The 17,172-nt window shown below is 69.7% G+C and carries 13 protein-coding genes; 8 read left to right on the plus strand and 5 right to left on the minus strand.

Going from position 1 to position 17,172, the window contains the following annotated elements; genetic code table 11:
• Positions 1–594: a TetR/AcrR family transcriptional regulator gene (locus AB7I40_RS11495; protein WP_428345968.1), complete on the plus strand. Its 594-nt coding sequence runs from the start codon at positions 1–3 to the stop codon at positions 592–594.
• Here the strand turns inward: AB7I40_RS11495 and AB7I40_RS11500 are convergent.
• Positions 551–1,060 carry a GtrA family protein gene (locus AB7I40_RS11500; RefSeq protein WP_428345967.1) on the minus strand — a complete coding sequence of 170 codons (510 nt, stop codon included), beginning with the start codon at positions 1,058–1,060 and terminating at the stop codon, positions 551–553. The two genes, AB7I40_RS11495 and AB7I40_RS11500, sit on opposite strands and share 44 nt — an antisense overlap.
• Before the next feature lie 54 nt (positions 1,061–1,114).
• Positions 1,115–2,323 carry an acyl-CoA dehydrogenase family protein gene (locus tag AB7I40_RS11505; protein ID WP_428345966.1) on the minus strand — a complete coding sequence of 403 codons (1,209 nt, stop codon included), beginning with the start codon at positions 2,321–2,323 and terminating at the stop codon, positions 1,115–1,117.
• A 173-nt stretch (positions 2,324–2,496) separates the two neighbouring features.
• Here AB7I40_RS11505 and AB7I40_RS11510 point away from each other — a divergent pair, with 173 nt between their 5' ends.
• On the plus strand, positions 2,497–4,803 hold the full coding sequence (locus tag AB7I40_RS11510) for a peptidase M6 (RefSeq protein WP_428345965.1): 2,307 nt from the start codon (positions 2,497–2,499) through the stop codon (positions 4,801–4,803).
• Between the two features lie 30 nt (positions 4,804–4,833).
• On the opposite strand, the gene AB7I40_RS11515 is transcribed toward AB7I40_RS11510, so the two are convergent.
• A complete protein-coding gene (locus AB7I40_RS11515; protein ID WP_428345964.1) occupies positions 4,834–5,487 on the minus strand; it encodes an NADPH-dependent F420 reductase in 654 nt (217 codons plus the stop codon).
• Between the two features lie 165 nt (positions 5,488–5,652).
• Here AB7I40_RS11515 and AB7I40_RS11520 point away from each other — a divergent pair, with 165 nt between their 5' ends.
• The 5 genes from AB7I40_RS11520 (at position 5,653) to AB7I40_RS11540 (ending at position 14,579) form a co-directional block, all read left to right on the plus strand.
• A complete protein-coding gene (locus AB7I40_RS11520; protein WP_428345963.1) occupies positions 5,653–7,443 on the plus strand; it encodes an acetyl/propionyl/methylcrotonyl-CoA carboxylase subunit alpha in 1,791 nt (596 codons plus the stop codon).
• Between the two features lie 23 nt (positions 7,444–7,466).
• Positions 7,467–7,955, plus strand: coding sequence for a PH domain-containing protein (locus AB7I40_RS11525; RefSeq protein ID WP_428345962.1), 489 nt, complete (start codon positions 7,467–7,469; stop codon positions 7,953–7,955).
• Positions 7,952–9,457 (plus strand): PH domain-containing protein, encoded by a 1,506-nt coding sequence (locus AB7I40_RS11530; protein ID WP_428345961.1) that lies wholly within the window; start codon positions 7,952–7,954, stop codon positions 9,455–9,457. The genes AB7I40_RS11525 and AB7I40_RS11530 overlap by 4 nt, the downstream gene beginning before the upstream one ends.
• Complete coding sequence (locus AB7I40_RS11535) at positions 9,447–11,108, plus strand: FAD-binding dehydrogenase (protein ID WP_428345960.1); 1,662 nt, start codon at positions 9,447–9,449, stop codon at positions 11,106–11,108. The genes AB7I40_RS11530 and AB7I40_RS11535 overlap by 11 nt, the downstream gene beginning before the upstream one ends.
• 93 nt (positions 11,109–11,201) lie before the next feature.
• The gene (locus AB7I40_RS11540) at positions 11,202–14,579 is read left to right on the plus strand and encodes a pyruvate carboxylase (RefSeq protein WP_428345959.1); all 3,378 of its coding nucleotides are present in this window, start codon (positions 11,202–11,204) and stop codon (positions 14,577–14,579) included.
• A gap of 18 nt (positions 14,580–14,597) precedes the next feature.
• On the opposite strand, the gene AB7I40_RS11545 is transcribed toward AB7I40_RS11540, so the two are convergent.
• On the minus strand, positions 14,598–14,939 hold the full coding sequence (locus tag AB7I40_RS11545) for an MmcQ/YjbR family DNA-binding protein (RefSeq protein ID WP_428345958.1): 342 nt from the start codon (positions 14,937–14,939) through the stop codon (positions 14,598–14,600).
• 5 nt (positions 14,940–14,944) lie between these two features.
• Positions 14,945–16,132, minus strand: coding sequence for a SpoIID/LytB domain-containing protein (locus tag AB7I40_RS11550; RefSeq protein WP_428345957.1), 1,188 nt, complete (start codon positions 16,130–16,132; stop codon positions 14,945–14,947).
• A 188-nt stretch (positions 16,133–16,320) separates the two neighbouring features.
• Here AB7I40_RS11550 and AB7I40_RS11555 point away from each other — a divergent pair, with 188 nt between their 5' ends.
• Entirely contained in the window at positions 16,321–17,169 is an 849-nt protein-coding gene (locus tag AB7I40_RS11555) for a hypothetical protein (protein WP_428345956.1), read from the plus strand.
• Positions 17,170–17,172 lie beyond the last annotated feature (3 nt).

A 17,172-nucleotide genomic window follows, 5' to 3' on the forward strand; every position in this document is an offset into this window, starting at 1 on the left:
ATGTCCCCCAGGAAGTCCCCGACCACCACCCGCCTGAGCGGCGAGGACCGCCGCGAGCTCGTCCTCGCTGCCGCGATGCGCGCCTTCGCCCGCAGTGGGTACGCCGGCACTAGCACCGACGCCGTCGCTCGCGAGGCCGGCGTCTCACAGCCCTACGTCGTGCGCATCTTCGGCACCAAGCTCGACCTGTTCCTCGAGGTCTTCACGATGGCTACCGACCGCATCGGCGAAGCCTTCGAACAGGTCCTGGCCGAGGGGCCGTTCGACCCCGAGAGCGAAGCCGACTGGGAGCGGATGGGGATGGCCTACACCGGCCTGCTCGCCGACCGCGACTTCCTCCTGGTGATGATGCACGGGTTCTCGGCGGCCGGCGTACCAGAGATCGGCGCCCGCGCCCGTGTCGGCATGGCCGACATCTTCGAGATCCTCAAGCGCACCGGAGCCGGTGACGAGGAGGTCCGCGACTTCGTGGCACACGGCATGTTGCTGAATGTGATGATCGCGATCCGCGCCCCCGAGCACGTCGCCGAGGCCGGCACGCTGGCTCAGCTCACGGTGTGTGCGTTCGGGGAGGCGTTGGAGGTGGTGTCATGATCGCGCCGACGCCCGGCTGCGGCAGCCGCGGCTGGCTGAAGACCACCGTGCGGAACAGGTAGAACCGCGCCACCATCCCGAACGACAGCCCGATGACGTTGGCCGACAGGTTGTCGGCCCACGGATCGTCGAGGCCGAGCACGTCGCGACTGAACCACAGGCAACTCACCGGCAGCGCCATGGTGAGCAGGTTGATCAGGACGTACGCCGTGCGGCCGCCGTCGGCGTAGGTGGTCTCGCGGTGCTTGAACGCCCAGTGCCGACTGCCCCGATAGCTGATCACCATGCCGACCGAGTTGGCGAGCACGTAGGCCAGCAGGGCGTGGTCGCTCAGGGGCGGGTCACTCACCGCCCAGTTGCCATGGACCAGCAGGTTGAACAGGAAGAGCGCCACCAGCGTCGCCACCCCTCCGACGGCAAGGAAGCGGGCGACCTCGTCGAGGCGTCGGCGCCACCGCTGGTCCATGGGACCCAAACTAACGGTTCCCGGGCCGCATTCGGGGCAGGCAGCACCCCAGGCTCACTCGACCGGGAGCCCCAGTCCTCGCGCGATGAGCATCCGCTGCACCTCCGAGGTGCCCTCACCGATCTCCAGCACCTTGGCGTCGCGGTAGAAGCGGGTGACCGGATACTCCTCCATGAAGCCGTAGCCACCGAACACCTGGGTGGCGATCCGGGTGGCCGTCACGGCCGACTCGGTGGCGTAGAGCTTGGCCACGGAGGCCGCCTGCTTGAACGCCTTCATGCTGGCTCCGCCGGGACGGTCCATGGAGTCCTTCATGGCCGCCGCACGGTAGGTGAGCAGCCTCGAGGCGTGGAGCATGACCTCAAGGTCCGCGATCTGGAAGGCCACCCCCTGCTTGCGCCCGATGGGCCCGCCGAAGGTCTGGCGCTCACCGGCGTACTGCACGGACATGTCGACACAGGCCTGGATGCACCCGACGGCCAGAGCCGCGATCGCGACCCGACCGTCGTCGAGCGTGGCCAGGAACTGGGCGAAGCCGCGCCCACGCTCCCCCAGCAGGTTGCCCTCAGGCACGTGCACGTCGACGAGGCTGAGCGGGTGGGTGTCCGAGGCGTGCCACCCGAGCTTGTCGTAGGCCGGCTCGGCCACGAAGCCGGCGGTGCCCGACGGCACGATGATGGTCGATATCTCGGCCCGCTCCTGACCGGAGGCGGTCGTGGAGACCCCGGTCCGCGCGGTCACGGTCACCACGGAGGTGATCTCGGAGCCCGAGTTGGTGATGAACTGCTTGGCCCCGTTGAGCACCCACTGACCCTCGACGAGTTCGGCCTTGGTGCGGGTCGCGCCGGCGTCCGAACCGGCGCCGGGCTCGGTCAGACCGAAACCGGCCAGCCGCTCACCGCTCACCAGGTCGGGCAGCCAGGTCTCACGCTGTTCCGGGGTCCCGAAGGTGAGGATCGGGTTGATGCCGAGCCCGACGGCGGCCTCGAGGGTGATCCCCATCGACTGGTCGACCCGTCCGATCTCCTCGATGGCCAGGCACAGCGAGGTGAAGGCCCCGTCCTCCCCACCGAGCCCGGCGCCGCCGTACTCCTCGGGAGCGGTGAGGCCAAACAGCCCCAGGTCGCCCATGGCGCGGACGACGTCGACGGGGAAGTGGTGCTCGCGGTCCCACGCGGCTGCATGCGGTGCGATCTCGGCTTCGGCGAATTCACGCACGATCCGGCGAAAGCTCTCGTGCTCGGCCGACAGTTCATAGGTCATGGACGCCATGCTAGCCCGGTCGGTTAACAACCGCTAACCGTTGTCACCGTCCCCGGGTCGTGGTTGTATGCAGGGGCTAAGGACTCGGGTACCGCATGATCTGCTGCCCCCGAGCCCGACATCCATGGAGACAGGGAGTGCACGGAATGCGTCGAACCACACAGTTACGGACGTTGGGGGTCGCAACCGCGATCGCCCTGGCGGCCGCTCTGGCATCACCGGCCAGTCTGGCCACAGCTCAACCCGGGACCGCAAAAGCGGCCCCGACCCCGGCCGGTGCCGACGGCACCGACCTCGCGCCGGTCGAACCGAACTACAACCAGGGCAAGTCGTTGCCGCTGGACAAGTCCTCGGTCCGCGCCGCCCTGCGCCGCCAGAACGCCACGGCTGCCGCGGCCGATGCCGGCGTCGGAGACACCAAGACATGGCTGGCCCTGAACGACGCCACGGGCGGCATCTACGTCAAGGACTACGTGTTGCGCGGGATCGGCGACCACATCCAGGTGTGGGTGGCCGACGACCGCCAGTTCCCCGACGGTGACTGCCGCAACGACCTCGGCTCGACCGACATCACCGACGACCAGGTGAACGGCTTCGTGTCGGAGTTCGACAACAACATCTACCCGGCCGAGTCCGAGTCGTTCTCCGTGCCGCCGAGCCTCGACGGCACCGACGCGCCGCTGGCCGACATCCTCGGCGAGCCGGCTGACTACTACCAGGTGTCGGCCGACCAGGCTGACGACATCGTGGTGCTGGTCGACAACGTGCGCGACTCCAACTTCTACGAGCCTGCCTCGGACGACGGCCAGACCTACATCGCCGGGTTCTTCTACTCGTTGTTCAACGACTACGTGAACCGCAACGTGATGACCATCGACGCCTTCGACTGGCTGCACCGCACCGGCGCCAACCCCCCGGACGACACGGCCGACCAGGCCTACATCGACTGTGCGGCCGCCCTGGGCCAGACCCGTCCCTTCGGCGCACCGCGTCCGCGGCTCTACGAGGGCACCTTCGCCCACGAGTACCAGCACCTGCTGGAGAGCTACGAGGACCCCGACGAGGCGTCGTGGGTCAACGAGGGCCTGTCTGACTACGCCCAGAGCCTCGTCGGCTACGTCGACACCACGATCCCGCCGGACGAGGCAGCTGCCGACTCCCACATCAGCTGCTTCACCGGCTTCCTGGGTGAGAACTACGGCGGTCCGGAGAACTCATTGACCAACTGGCAGGACCAGGGTGGGCCCGAGATCCTGTGCGACTACGGCGCGGCGTACTCCTTCATGCAGTACCTCTTCGCGAAGTACGGCGAAGGGTTCATGAGCGCCCTGCACCGTGAGGACGCCAACGGCATCGAGGGACTCGACGCGGTGCTCGACCAGTTCGGGTCCAGCAAGTCCGCGATGGACAGCATCCACGACTGGGCCTCGATGATGGCGATCGACGGCGCGCTCGACCGGAGCCACAAGCTGGTCGGCGGACCCTACAAGTGGTTCAACGCCAACACGCTCAGCTCCAAGATCAACTGGGACACCGAGCAGGCCTACGCCACGCCGGGCGCCCCGCCGAACGGTTCGGACTACGTGCGCCTGCGTGATGGTCGCGGTCGCTACCTGAGCGCCGACCAGATCAAGTCCATCCGGTTCACCGGCGCCCGATCGCTCGACCCCGAGCCGGTCGAGTTCACGGTGTCGCAGACGCCTCCGGACGCAACCACGGCGGACACCTCGTGCGCCTCGGTGCCCGCGGGCACCGGTGCGGTCGCGCTCTACAGCGGATGCGGCAGCAACCTGGACCGCTCCATCGTCCAGGCCGTCGACGTGCCGGCCGGTGGTGGACAGCTCAGCTATGACGCCCTCTGGGACACCGAGGAAGGTTGGGACGCCGCGTTCGCGCAGGTCTCCACCGATGGTGGCAACACCTGGACCTCCCTGGCCTCCGAGGACACCACCACCGACCACGACCCGGGTGCCATCCCGGGTGTGGTCGACAACCTGCCGGGCCTCACCGGCGACTCCGGCACGTGGAAGACGCAGCACGCAGACCTCTCGGCCTACGCCGGGCAGAGCGTGCTGATCGGGTTCCGCTACATCACCGACTCCGGGGTCGACGAGGGCGGCTTCTGGGTGCGCAACATCGATGTTGCCGGCACGGCACTGTCGAGCTCCTCGCTCGACGGCTGGCAGACGATCACCCAGGTCAACCCGGTGGACGTCCCCGGCTACTTCGTGCGGCTGGTGGGCTACGACGCCCAGGGGCGCTCGTACATCAAGCGGATGCCCATCGGAAACGGCTACCGTGCCTCGATCGGTCGCCTGCCCTGGTCCCCGTGGCACGGGCATGGGCACAGGCACGCGACGCACGGCAAGCGGATCACCACGGTCGCCGCTGTCGTGATGATGGACGACCCCAGCGAGAGCATCACGCAGTATGCGCGCTACGAGCTGAAGGTCAACGGAGTGCTCCAGCCGGGGGGCTGATCCCCGGCGACACCTGAACGGTGGGGCCGCTCAGCGCACGACCTTGAAGTTGAAGGTCGCTGTGCCGAGCGGCCCCATCAGGCGTACCCACAGAGCAAGGAGCATCTCGACCCCGCGCGAGGTCGTGATGTCGCCGAGGTCGATGACGTCGTCGTGACCGAAGGCGCCCAACAGTTCGCGCACGACGACCTTGGCCAGGTCGTCATCGCCCGACAGGAAGACACTGGTGCTCTCCCCCAGCGAACCGGGGTCGATCATCACCGAGTTGTTCATGGTGTTCAGCGACTTGACCACCCGCGCCTGAGGAAACGCCCGCTGAATCTGCTCGCCGATCGAGTCGGTGTTGGACACCGACAGGGTCGGCGGGAAGCCACCGGAGAAGTCGAGCGGGTTGCTGACGTCGAGCAGCACCTTGCCGGCCAGGTGCTCGGCCCCCGCCTGGCGCAACACCTCCAACGAGACGGCACCACTGGTGGCGTTGACGACCAGCTCAGCCTCGGAGGCTGCATCGGAGAAGGCGGCCAGGCCCACGGAGGGATGAGTGTCCGCCCACGCGGCGTACTCGGGGACCGCACCGGTGGCGGCCGGGTCGCGGGTGCCGACGGTGACCTGGTGGCCCAGGTCCGCGAGTCGGCCGGACAGGGCGCGCCCGACGGCGCCGGTGCCAAGAACTGCGATCTTCATGACTCCTGTGTACGCCGTGACGCCGCAGCGCACAACGCCCCCGGCGACGGCCAAGACCCGGACCGGGACGTGACCCGTGTCACTCCCCCCGACCCGGAAGTTCGCTGCCACGGGGCGATAACCTGCGAGACGGACGACAGCACCCAGGACGAGGAGTCAATACCGGTGGCCCAGATCACTCCGTTGCGCAAGGTCCTGATCGCCAACCGTGGCGAGATCGCTGTCCGGGTGGTGCGGGCCTGCAAGGACGCCGGGATCGCGTCGGTCGCGGTGTACGCCGATCCGGACCGAGACGCACTGTTCGTGCGGCTGGCCGACGAGGCCCACTCCCTCGGCGGCGCGACGCCCGCCGACTCCTACCTCGACATCGCGAAGATCATCGCGATCGCCGAGAGGACCGGCGCGGACTCGGTGCACCCCGGCTACGGGTTCCTCGCCGAGAACGCCTCCTTCGCCCAGGCCGTGCTGGATGCGGGACTGACCTGGATCGGACCGCCGCCCGCCGCGATCGAGGCACTCGGTGACAAGGCGAAGGCCAAGCACATCGCCCAGCGGGCCAACGCCCCCCTGGCTCCGGGCACGAAGGACCCGGTCAAGGACGCCGACGAGGTCGTCGAGTTCGCGAAGGCCAACGGACTCCCGGTGGCGATCAAGGCCGTCTTCGGTGGCGGCGGTCGCGGCCTGAAGGTCGCGCGCACCCTGGAGGAGATCCCTGAGGCCTACGAGTCCGCGGTCCGCGAGGCGGTCACGGCGTTCGGTCGCGGCGAGTGCCTGGTGGAGAAGTTCCTGGACCGACCCCGCCACGTCGAGACCCAGTGCCTGGCCGACCAGCACGGCAACGTCGTGGTCGTCTCGACCCGGGACTGCTCGCTGCAACGACGCCACCAGAAGCTGGTCGAGGAGGCACCGGCCCCGTTCCTCACCGACGACCAGCGCACCCGCCTGTACGAGTCGTCCAAGGCCATCCTGCGCGAAGCCGCCTACGTGGGCGCCGGCACCTGTGAGTTCCTGGTCGCCAAGGACGGCACGATCTCCTTCCTCGAGGTCAACACCCGCCTGCAGGTCGAGCACTGCGTCTCCGAGGAGGTCACCGGGATCGACCTGGTCCGCGAGATGTTCCGGATCGCGGCCGGCGAGGAACTCGGCTACGACGACCCCGAGATCCGAGGCCACTCCATCGAGTTCCGCATCAACGCCGAGGACGGCGGCCGCAACTTCATGCCCGCCCCCGGCACCCTCACCGAGTGGAGCCCCCCGCAGGGACCCGGGGTCCGGGTCGACGGCGGCTACGAGAACGGCGAGACCATCCCCGGATCGTTCGACTCCCTGATCGCCAAGCTCATCATCACCGGCCGCGACCGCACCCAGGCCCTGGAACGCTCCCGACGAGCACTGGCAGAGTTCCGCGTCGACGGCATGCCCACCGTGATCCCCTTCCACGCCGCGGTGGTCGACGACCCGGCCTACGTCGGCGCCTCCACCCCCAGCGGGCACGGAGAGTTCACCGTCTACACCACCTGGATCGAGACCGACTTCGACAACCAGATCACGCCGTACGGCGGGGACGTCGCCGAAGCCGGCGAGGAGGGCGAACGGCAACGCGTCACCGTCGAGGTCGGCGGCAGACGCCTCGAGGTCGTCCTGCCTGCCGGCATCGGGGGCCTGGCCACCAACGGCCCGACCAGCGGTGCGAAGAAGCTCAAACGCGCCGCCGGCAAGAAGTCCGGGGCCGCCGCCTCCGGCGACGCCGTCACCTCACCCATGCAGGGCACCATCGTCAAGGTCGCGGTCACCGAAGGACAGTCCGTCACCGAGGGCGAGGTCATCGTGGTCCTCGAAGCCATGAAGATGGAACAGCCCCTCAAAGCCCACAAGGCCGGCACCGTCACCGGCCTCGACGCCGAAGTCGGCGCCACCGTCACCAACGGCGCAGTCATCTGCGAGCTCAAGGACTGAGCCCGGCCGCATAGGGTCAGGGCGTGGATAGTCCTCGACTGCGCGAGCCCAGTCAGCGCGTCAGCCCCCGTGCCCGATTGATGTGGCGGATCTCCGCGCTGCTCGAGTCCGTCGCCCTCCTGGCGGCGCTGCTGGCCGCGACGCTGTGGTGGGGCTGGTTCGACCTGCGATGGTGGATGCCCGTGGTCGCCGGGGTCGTGCTCGCGGCGTACGTCGTCGTGATGCCGACCTGGCGCTACGCCGTGCACCGCTGGGAGGCCACCGCGACGGCGGTCTACACCCAGACCGGCTGGCTGACGATCGAGCGACGGATCGCGCCCATGTCCCGGATCCAGACGGTGGACTACGCCGAGGGTGCCATCAGTCGGATCTTCGGCCTCGCCAGCGTCACCGTGACCACCGCGTCGGCGGCGGGGGCGTTGGAGATCGCCGGGCTCGACAAGCAGCGGGCACGCGCCCTGGTCGACGAGCTCACCCGCCAGGCCGACACGGTGGAGGGCGACGCGACGTGAGCGAGATCGCCCACGACGCGGACTGGCAGCGGCTCGATCCCCGGATGCTGTTGGTGCACCCCATCAAGGAGCTCTTCCGCTTCCTGCCGGTCATCATCGGGCTCTTCCTGGCCGGCACCGCCTCCGGCGGCGAACAGCCGTGGGAGTACTTCGGCATCGCGATCCCGATCGGCCTGGGGCTGCTGCGCTATCTCACGACCCGCTTCCGGATCAGTGCTGGACGCGTGGAGCTGCGCCGCGGCCTGCTCAACACCCATGTGCTGTCCACGCCGCTGGACCGGGTCCGCACGGTCGACCTCACCTCCTCACCCATCCACCGACTGCTCGGTCTCACCACCGTGCGGATCGGCACCGGCACCGCGGCCACCTCCGGCGACGAGCAGCTGGACCTCGACGGCCTGCCGCTGGCCCGGGCGCGCGAGCTGCGTGAGGAGCTGCTGCACCGGGTCGGAGCCTCCCCGGTCGACGAGATCGAGGTCCCCGCCGAGCGCGTGGTGGTGCGGTTCTCGCCCCGCTGGCTGGTGTACGCGCCTCTCACCTCCGCTGGCCTGGTGATCGCGGCCGGCCTGTTCGGTGTCGGAAGTCAGATCCTCAACAGCCTCGACCTGTGGGACCGGGTCGACGAGGCACCCATGGTGGGCGAAGGGCAACCGTGGTGGCTGATCGCGCCGCTGGCCGTGGTCGGCTTCGCCATCCTGGTCTCGGCCCTGTCGGTGCTGGGCTACCTGGTCACCAACGGGGGGTTCGTCCTCAGCAACCGGGCCGGCGCCTGGCACCTGCGGCGCGGCCTGATCACCACCCGGGAGACCAGCATCGACGTCGACAGGGTGCGCGGCGTCTCGATCGGCGCCCCCTTGGGTCTGCGCCTGGCCGGAGCCCGCCGACTGTCCGCGATCGTCACCGGGCTCGACCACGAGCAGACCAGCGCCGTTCTCGTGCCGCCCGCGCCCTCCTCAGTGGTGACCTCCGTGACCGCGGAGATCCTGGGCCGCACCTCGCCGGTCGCGGCGCCGCTGGTGGGTCACGGACCCAGAGCTCGCACCCGTCGCTTCACCCGGGCACTGGTCCCGGCGCTCGGGGTGAGCGGCGTGCTGATCGGGCTGATCGTGTTCCTCGAGGTGCCGCGATGGTTCCTGGTCCTGGCTGCCGCCGTACCCCTGCTCGCCCTGGCGCTGGCCCTCGACCGCTGGCGATCGCTCGGACACACGCTGGTCGACGGCTGGCTGGTCGTGCGTTCGGGGAGCATCAACCAGCACCACGCCGTCCTGGAGGCCGAGGGCATCATCGGCTGGAACCTCCGGGCCTCGCTGTTCCAGCGGCGTGCCGGGCTCACGACGGTCGTGGCCACCACCGCCGGAGGCAAGCAGTCGTACGCCGCCCTCGACGTCCCGGAAGGCCTGGCCGTCGCGCTCACCGACCGTGCGGTCCCCGGCCTGGTCTCCCAGTTCCTCGACAGACGATCCTCACCCGCGACATCACCAGGAGAACAAGATGAAGCCTGACGTCATCGTCGTCGGGGCCGGCCTTGCCGGTCTCGTCGCCACCCACGAACTCATCCGGGCCGGTCGCCGGGTGCTCGTGCTCGACCAGGAGAACCGCGCCAACCTCGGTGGCCAGGCGTTCTGGTCGCTGGGCGGGCTCTTCCTCGTCGACTCCCCCGAGCAACGGCGCATGGGGATCAAGGACTCCTACGAGCTGGCGCTGCAGGACTGGCTCGGCTCGGCGGGGTTCGACCGCCTCGACGACGAGGACGTATGGCCCCGCCGCTGGGCCGAGGCCTACGTCCGGTTCGCGGCCGGCGAGAAGCGTGACTACCTGCGCAACCTCGGCCTCAGGTTCGTGCCCCTGGTCGGATGGGCCGAGCGCGGCAGCGGCAGCGCGACCGGCCACGGCAACTCGGTCCCGCGCTTCCACCTCACCTGGGGGACGGGGCCCGAGGTGGTGCGCATCTTCGAGGAACCCGTCCTGGCCGGCGAGCGGCGTGGCCTGGTGGAGTTCGGCTTCCGGCACCGGGTCGACGAGCTGGTGGTGGAAGACGGGGCCGTCGTGGGGGTGCGCGGTTCAGTGCTCGCCCCGGATCCCTCGGAGCGGGGCGTCTCGTCCTCGCGCGAGGTGCTCGAGGCGTTCGAGCTGAGAGCCCCCGCCGTGATCGTGACGTCGGGAGGGATCGGACACAACTTCGACCTGATCCGCCGCAACTGGCCGACCGATCGGCTCGGCGCGGCCCCGAAGCACCTCATCTCCGGGGTCCCAGAACACGTCGACGGGCGGATGTTGGCCATCACCGAGGCCGCGGGTGGACGCATCGTCAACAAGGACCGGATGTGGCACTACACCGAAGGCGTCCACAACTGGGACCCGATCTGGCCCACCCACGCCATCAGGATCATCCCGGGCCCCTCGTCGCTGTGGTTCGACGCCACGGGACGGCGTCTGCCTGCGCCGAACTTCCCGGGGTTCGACAGCCTCGGCACCCTCAAGGAGATCCTTTCCACCGGACACGACTACTCGTGGTTCGTGCTGACCCAGTCGATCATCGAGAAGGAGTTCGCCCTCTCCGGCTCCGAACAGAATCCCGACATCACCGGCAAGGACCTGAAGTTCCTGCTTCAGAGCCGCCTGGCCAAGGGCGCGCCGGGGCCGGTGGAGAAGTTCAAGGAGTACGGCGAGGACTTCGTCGTCGCCGACAACCTGCCCGACCTCGTCGCCGGCATGAACAGGCTGGCCGAGGGCCGCGGCCCGCAACTGGACCTGGCCGCCCTCGAGCAGCAGATCGTGGCCCGTGACCGCGAGCTCGACAACGGCTTCTCCAAGGACCTCCAGCTGATGGCGGTCAACAATGCCCGACAGTCGCGCACCGACAAGCTGGTGCGGGTGGCCAAGCCGCACAAGATCCTCGACCCGGAGCATGGTCCGCTGATCGCCGTACGGCTCAACATCCTGACCCGCAAGACGCTCGGCGGCCTGCAGACCGACCTGGACTCCCGGGTGCTGGACGCCAACGGCACCGCCGTACCGGGGCTGTACGCCGCCGGCGAGGTGGCCGGCTTCGGCGGGGGTGGGGTGCACGGCTACAACGCGCTCGAGGGCACGTTCCTCGGGGGGTGCATCTTCAGTGGGCGGGCGGCGGGTCGGGCCCTCGCCCGTGGTTGAGCAGACGCTGCGGCCCGTGCGCCGGGAAGGGCGAAGGACCGGGGACCGGACACGTCATCCCACTGAAACACGTACGTCGGTAACCTGCCGACCATGTTCTCCAAGGTATTGGTGGCCAACCGGGGCGAGATCGCCATCCGGGCCTTTCGTGCGGCGTTCGAGATCGGCGCCCGGACGGTGGCGGTGTTCCCCTACGAGGACCGCTGGTCCGAGCACCGGCTGAAGGCCGACGAGGCCTACCAGATCGGTGAGCGGGGCCACCCGGTGCGCGCCTACCTCGACCCGCAGGCGATCGTCGAGGTCGCGGTGAAGGCGGGCGCGGACGCGATCTACCCCGGCTACGGCTTCCTCTCCGAGAACCCGGACCTGGCCGAGGCCTGTGCCAACGCCGGCATCACGTTCATCGGGCCGACCGCCGACGTCCTGACCCTGACCGGCAACAAGGCGCGTGCCATCGCGGCCGCCAAGGCCGCCGGCGTACCGACCCTGGCCAGCGTGGAGCCTGGCACCGACGTCGACGCGCTCGTCGCCTCTGCGGCAGACATGCCCTACCCGCTCTTCGTCAAGGCCGTCGCCGGTGGCGGCGGTCGTGGCATGCGCCGCGTCGACGACCCGGCGCAGCTGCGGGAGGCGGTGGAGATATGCATGCGGGAGGGCGAGGCGGCGTTCGGTGACGCCACCGTCTTCATCGAGCAGGCGGTCGTCGAGCCCCGCCACATCGAGGTGCAGATCCTCGCCGACGGCGCCGGCAACGTCATCCACCTGTTCGAGCGCGACTGCTCGGTCCAGCGCCGTCACCAGAAGGTCGTGGAGATCGCCCCGGCCCCGAACCTGGACCCCGAGCTGCGCCAACGGATGTGCGACGACGCCGTCCGTTTCGCCCGGGAGATCGGCTACAAGAACGCCGGCACCGTCGAGTTCCTGCTCGACCCGCACGGCAACTACGTGTTCATCGAGATGAACCCGCGCATCCAGGTCGAGCACACCGTCACCGAGGAGGTGACCGACGTCGACCTGGTGCAGTCCCAGATGCGGATCGCGTCGGGTGAGACCCTCGCCGACCTCGGACTGTCCCAGGACGGGATCGTGCTGCGCGGTGCCGCCCTGCAGTGCCGGATCACGACTGAGGACCCGGCCAACGGGTTCCGGCCCGACACTGGGGTCATCACCGCCTACCGCTCCCCCGGCGGGGCGGGAGTGCGCATCGACGGCGGTACGACGTACACCGGCGCCGAGGTCAGTGCCCACTTCGACTCGATGCTGGCGAAGCTCACCTGTCGCGGGCGCACGTTCGACAAGGCCGTGGAGAAGGCGCGCCGCGCGGTCGCGGAGTTCCGGATCCGGGGCGTGTCGACCAACATCGCGTTCCTGCAGGCCGTGCTCGAGGACCCGGACTTCGTCGCCGGCCGCCTGACCACCTCCTTCATCGAGACCCACCCCCAACTGCTCACCGCCCGAGCGTCCGGCGACCGCGGCAGCAAGCTGCTGACCTACCTGGCCGACGTGACCGTCAACCAGCCCCACGGCCCGGCACCGGTGTCGATCTCCCCGTCCTCGAAGCTCCCGGACGTCGATCTCAACGTGCCCGCACCGGCCGGCTCGCGCCAGCTGCTGCTGGACGTCGGCCCGGTGGAGTTCGCCCGCCTCCTGCGCGAGCAGAACCAGGTGGCGGTCACCGACACCACGTTCCGTGACGCGCACCAGTCCCTCCTGGCCACCCGGGTCCGCACCCGCGACCTGCTCGAGGTCGCCGGTCACGTCGCCCGGACGACGCCGCAGCTGTGGTCACTGGAGGCATGGGGCGGGGCCACCTACGACGTGGCGCTCCGGTTCCTGGCCGAGGACCCGTGGGAGCGGCTGGCCGAACTGCGCCAGTCCGTGCCCAACATCTGTCTCCAGATGCTGCTGCGCGGACGCAACACGGTGGGCTACACGCCGTACCCGGCCGAGGTCACCAACGCCTTCGTCGCCGAGGCGGCCGCCACCGGGATCGACGTGTTCCGGATCTTCGACGCCCTCAACGACGTGGAGCAGATGCGGCCGGCCATCGAGGCCGTCCGCGAGACGGGCACCACCGTGGCCGAGGTCGCCCTCTGCTACACCGGCGACCTGTCCGACCCGGCCGAGCGGCTCTACACCCTCGACTACTACCTGGAGCTGGCGTCGAGGATCGTCGAGGCCGGCGCCCACGTGCTCGCGGTCAAGGACATGGCCGGCCTGCTGCGTGCTCCGGCGGCGCGCACGCTGGTCACGGCGCTGCGTGCCGAGTTCGACCTGCCGGTGCACCTGCACACCCATGACACCCCGGGCGGTCAGCTCGCGACGCTGCTGGCCGCCATCGACTCCGGAGTGGACGCCGTGGACGCCGCCTGCGCAGCGATGGCCGGCTCGACCTCGCAGCCCGCCCTGTCCGGCCTGGTCGCCGGCACGGATCACTCCGCGCGCGAGACGGGGCTGTCCCTGGCGGCCGTCTGTGCTCTGGAGCCCTACTGGGAGGCGACCCGCCGGGTCTACGCACCCTTCGAGTCAGCGCTGCCCGCGCCCACGGGGCGCGTCTACACCCACGAGATCCCCGGCGGTCAGCTCTCCAACCTGCGCCAGCAGGCCATCGCGCTTGGCCTGGGCGAGAAGTTCGAGCAGATCGAGGACATGTACGCCGCCGCCGACCGGATCCTGGGGCACGTGGTGAAGGTGACGCCGTCCTCGAAGGTGGTCGGTGACCTGGCCTTGCACCTCGTCGCGGTCGGCGCCGATCCGGCCGACTTCGAGGCCGATCCGGGACGGTTCGACATCCCCGATTCGGTGATCGGCTTCCTCAACGGAGAGCTGGGTGACCCGCCGGGTGGCTGGCCCGAACCCTTCCGCACCAAGGCACTCGCCGGGCGCACGTGGAAGGCTCCGGCCGCCCACCTCACCAAGGAGCAGATGACCGCGCTCGACACCGACCGGCGCCGTACCCTCAACGAGCTGCTGTTCCCCGGCCCGACCGCGATCTTCGCCGAGTCCCGCTCGAGGTACGGCGACACCTCGGTGCTGCCCACGATCGACTACCTCTACGGTCTGCGCGCCGGCGAGGAGCACGAGGTGACCATCGCCGAGGGCAAGAAGCTGCTCATCGGCCTCCAGGCGATCAGCGAGCCGGACGAGCGCGGCTACCGCAGCGTCATGTGCACGATCAACGGCCAGATCCGGCCGGTCTCCGTGCGCGATCGCAACGTCGCCGCCGACGTCCCCGTGGCCGAGAAGGCCGACCCTGCGACACCGGGCCACGTGGCGGCACCCTTCCAGGGTGTGGTCACGGTCGGCGTTGCCATCGGCGACAAGGTGGCCGCCGGGGACACCGTCGCGACGATCGAGGCCATGAAGATGGAGGCCTCGATCACGGCAGCAGTGTCGGGCACCGTGGAGCGGATCGCGATCGGTGGCACCCAGTCGGTGGAGGGCGGCGACCTGGTGCTGGTCCTGGCCTGACCCTCTGCTCCCCGGCGCTCAGCGACCGAGATGCTCGCGCACGAGGAACTTCGGGACCACCATCGTCCACGCGTCGGTGACCAGCTCGGTCATCTCGTCGGCGTCGAGGGCAGCGGTTCGGGCGACGACCCAGTGGTAGCGCAGGTCGGAGGCGACCGGCAGCTGGAAGGTATCGGGATCACTCGCGACGAGGCCGTCGCGCTCCTCCTTCGGGTAGGCGAACCCCATCAGGGACTCGTCGCGCGAGAAGGCGACGTACACGAGTTGGCCGACGCGGAACTTGACCCGGTCGCGGATGAGGTGCTCGGTGGTGCGCGGCAGGCTCAGCGCCAACCGGCGGACCTCGGCCACCTCGATCATGCCGCCTACTTCGCGGTCGCCTTGAACGCCAGCCAGGTCGAGCGCAGCCCCAGGACCGAGCGGAAGGTGTCGCCGGACACGGTCACGTCGGCCTTCGCGCCGTGCAGGACCATCGTCACGATGCGACCGCCCCAGGCGCCGTTGCCGTCGCGCGAGGTGACCTGGATCCCGGTGAGGTTGCCCAGCTTCGGCCAGGCGCGCTCGATGCTCCGGGCATCGACGCGGGTCGACCAGTTGTGCACCGGGTTGCCGGACCAGTCGTCGTAGGGGTCCTGCTGAGCCTTCAGGTAGGGCATGCTGCCGGCCGAGGTCCAGCCACCGCTGCTCGAGGCGAACTGGGTGAAGGCCGGCTCACCGCGGTACAGCTGGATCTTGCCGGCGGTCGCGACGATGGCAGCGTTGGAGTCGGGGTGCTCGGCGGAGTAGCCGCCGTACACCTGGCACGAGGTGGTGTCGCAGATCTGGTAGGTGCTCGTCAGCGGGTGGGCCCGCTCGTACGCCGCGTAGGTGCGCGCGGCGATCGCCTGGGCACGTACGGCGGCGGGTCGCCAGGTCGCCGGCATCTCGCGGGGCACCACGCCGCGCAGGTAGCTGTCGATGTTGAGGACGTTGACGGTGTCGCGCGCCATCGATCCGTTCGAGGGACGCATCGACCGCAGGGCGCCTCGGTAGGCGACCTGGCCGCTGGGCGTCACCAGGGTCACCGGGGCTCCTCCCGCGGAGAACGCGCCGTCGCCCTCAAGGGTGCGCCAGGCATGCCAGGCGTCGGTCAGGTAGCCGACCCTCGACGCACCGCCGGGGCCGACCGCGAGGCGCCAGCGGCGCGCGCCGTTGTCCGGCAGGGTCCAGATCTGCCCGGTCGACAAGTCTCGCAGGCGGAGTCCCGCGCGGCTCAGGACGACCGTGTTGTCATCGGTGTCGGCGGTGAGGTGGACGCTGATCTTGCCGGTCAGGGTGCCTCGCCTGGTTCCCGGGTAGTAGAAGTTGATGATCGCCTGGGCGCTGAGTCCCTGCCGGGCGGCACCCTCGGCGCCGTACTGCGACATGCCGTGGCCGTGGCCGTAACCATGACCGTTGATGGTCACCCAGGCCTGCGGCGGGACCGGGACCTCTGCCTGCGCCGCCTGTGATGGCTGGGCCAGGGCGGTGCTGGCGGCGAGGGCGAGTGCAGCGGCGAGCAGGGGGCGGGGCATCAGGGAACTCCGAGGTTGGTGTGACGTCAGGGACGGGTGGGATCCCCAGTCGAACACGCGCACTGGGGACCGTCCACCGCTTCTGACGAATTACAGAAGCGTGGTTCGGCGGCGGCCTGCCCCCGCTCGAGGTGGGCGCCACGTCGCACAGCCGGTCAGCACTGGGCACGTCCGCCTAGGCTGGAGACATGGAATGGGTCCTGATCGCCGTCGTCCTCGCCATCGGAGCCATGTTTCTGCTGTCCCGGCGCCGCGAGACAGAACGCCTCCGGGTGCAGCGTGAACGCGAGCTCGAGCAGGTGCGTGCGGTCGCCGACGAGGACGTCACCCGTTTCGGCGAGGAGCTCCAGGACCTGCACATCGAGACGCTGACCACCGACCTCGACGCCGCGATGCGCCAGGACTATCAGCGGGCGCTCGACTGCTACGAGAACGCCAAGACCCTCATGCGTGACGTGGCCCGCCCCGAGGATGTCACCGAGGTGACCAAGACGCTCGAGGACGGTCGCTACGCCAAGGCCTGCGTGCTCGCGCGCCAATCCGGGGACAAGCTCCCCGAGCGTCGGCCGCCCTGCTTCTTCAGCCCCGCGCACGGTCCGTCGCAGACTGACGTCGAGTGGGCGCCACCAGGCGGGCAGCCCCGCGAGGTGCCGGTGTGCCTCGCGGACGCCGAGCGACTCGCCCAGGGGGCCGAACCCGACGCGCGCATGGTGCGCTCCGGCAACCGGATGGTGCCGTGGTACGACGGCGGACCCGGCTACCAGTCGTATGCCCAGGGCTACTACGGCGCCTGGGCGATGAACGGTCTCTTCCCGGCTTTCGTGCTCGGCTCGATGATCGGCGGCTGGGGCAGTGACGGGACCGGCGCAGACGGTGGCGACGGCTCGGGCGGATCAGACGGTGGCGGCTCGGACGGTGGCGGCTCGGACGGTGGCGGCTCGGACGGTGGCTACGACAGTGGCGGGTACGACAGCGGCGGGTACGACGGTGGCGGTGGCTTCGACGGTGGCGGCGGCTTCGACGGCGGCGGTTTCTGAGCC

It is taken from the genome of Nocardioides sp., assembly GCF_050246775.1.
Classification (GTDB): domain Bacteria; phylum Actinomycetota; class Actinomycetes; order Propionibacteriales; family Nocardioidaceae; genus Nocardioides.

Excerpts from the sequence above, each read along its gene's own strand:
- AB7I40_RS11535 (WP_428345960.1), top strand. The coding sequence starts at position 9,447 with ATGAAGCCTGACGTCATCGTCGTCGGGGCCGGCCTTGCCGGTCTCGTC.
- AB7I40_RS11515 (WP_428345964.1), bottom strand. The coding sequence starts at position 5,487 with ATGAAGATCGCAGTTCTTGGCACCGGCGCCGTCGGGCGCGCCCTGTCC.
- AB7I40_RS11540 (WP_428345959.1), top strand. The coding sequence starts at position 11,202 with ATGTTCTCCAAGGTATTGGTGGCCAACCGGGGCGAGATCGCCATCCGG.
- AB7I40_RS11550 (WP_428345957.1), bottom strand. The coding sequence starts at position 16,132 with ATGCCCCGCCCCCTGCTCGCCGCTGCACTCGCCCTCGCCGCCAGCACC.
- AB7I40_RS11500 (WP_428345967.1), bottom strand. The coding sequence starts at position 1,060 with ATGGACCAGCGGTGGCGCCGACGCCTCGACGAGGTCGCCCGCTTCCTT.
- AB7I40_RS11495 (WP_428345968.1), top strand. The coding sequence starts at position 1 with ATGTCCCCCAGGAAGTCCCCGACCACCACCCGCCTGAGCGGCGAGGAC.
- AB7I40_RS11505 (WP_428345966.1), bottom strand. The coding sequence starts at position 2,323 with ATGACCTATGAACTGTCGGCCGAGCACGAGAGCTTTCGCCGGATCGTG.
- AB7I40_RS11545 (WP_428345958.1), bottom strand. The coding sequence starts at position 14,939 with ATGATCGAGGTGGCCGAGGTCCGCCGGTTGGCGCTGAGCCTGCCGCGC.
- AB7I40_RS11555 (WP_428345956.1), top strand. The coding sequence starts at position 16,321 with ATGGAATGGGTCCTGATCGCCGTCGTCCTCGCCATCGGAGCCATGTTT.